We start from the raw sequence: 1467 nt of genomic DNA on the forward strand, positions 1-1467 counted from the left end.
CAACTGATCGTCTCGCTATTGGCTGTTTTCGACTTTATCTACGATTGCCGGTGAAATACAAGCTGCTTCTTACACTCTATTCAACAAGTGTATTGACCAGTGCAGTCGAAAGCCACCCTCATATCCATCATTTTCATATGAGTAAAGCAACTTTCAGGTGGTATGACTCTCCAGCAGATCACCGCATCCGATATCGCGGGCTGGGACTCTTTACAGGATATAGCGAACTCCTTTGAAAAACGCGGGCTCAAACCACGCCCGAAACTTGGGGGTGATAACGAACTCGTAGTCCAGCTTGATGATGACGAATTCATCGTCATTGTCAATGCTGGCCCCGGTGAGACTGCCACGGATTTCAAACCGGAAAATCGCTCACGACACACCAACCTCGTTGCCACCAACGATTTCGAGATCTTCACCTTCATCACGCGAGTCCGGAGCTGGGAAGGCCAGCAACACGGTCGAATTAAGCATCAGAAGATTTCGTTCTCAAAAGAGCAGTTCACGCGGGACAGTGGGGAGAAGAACACTATTCTCCAGAAACTGAACTCGATTGAGTACGGTTCCTCTGCTGCGATTTATGATACGCTCTACGACACGCAGCAGGTCGTCAAGGAGTTCTATGAACAGTTCGAGGACCTCCGGACAGATCTCATTCAAGAGGTCACAGGTATCCCTGATGATCGTGGTGATGCGAAGCAGCGATATGTGCAAGTCATTCTTGACCGGATGATCTTCCTATACTTCATCCAAGAAAAGCGCCTCCTTGATCGGAACCCGAATTACCTTCACGAACAGCCGAATGAAGTCGTTGACGAGGGTGGTGACCACTACGAAGAGTTCTACGAACCGCTCTTCTTCGAATACCTCGCAGAAGACAAACAGAACCCTAACTTCGGTAGTCTTCCGTACCTGAACGGTGGCTTGTTCGCAAGGAATCCTGTCGAAGAGGAGTTTGAGGACGCGAAATTAGGTGGCTCTGCCGAGGAAACGAACGGGCTCTTCGATGATATCCTCGACTTCCTCTCCGACTGGAATTGGAACGTCGACGAACGACTTGACATCGTTGATCCAAAGAACCTCTCCCCGGCGATCTTGGGCCACATCTTCGAACAAACGGTCAATCAGAAGGAGATGGGGGCGTACTACACACCGGAAGAGATCACGGGGTTCATGGCCCGCCGAACGATCCATCCGTATCTGCTCGATCAACTCAACGAGGCTGTGGACGCAGACTACGACGAGATTGACAATGTGTTCGGATTCCCCGTGCTCGAGGCAGATAGTAGCGCAGAAGCTGTTGCCGATGGCGGAACCATAACTCAGCAAGTTCCAACGGAAAACGTCCAGACCAGCCATGTGGAGACTCTCTACCACGACATTCTGAAGGAAGCGCATATTCTCGATCCCGCCGTAGGAAGTGGTGCCTTCCTGCTCGCCGCACAGGAGGTGCTGATGGACCTATAC

At 51.1% G+C, this 1467-nt stretch carries 1 pseudogene; it reads left to right on the top strand.

Annotation, left to right across the window (positions count from 1 at the left end):
• Nucleotides 1-162: 162 nt before the first annotated feature.
• A pseudogene (locus tag ACERIT_RS16110) lies at nt 163-1467 on the top strand (type II restriction endonuclease subunit M); the annotation flags it as partial.

The organism is Halopenitus sp. H-Gu1 (genome assembly GCF_041821145.1).
GTDB lineage: Archaea > Halobacteriota > Halobacteria > Halobacteriales > Haloferacaceae > Halopenitus.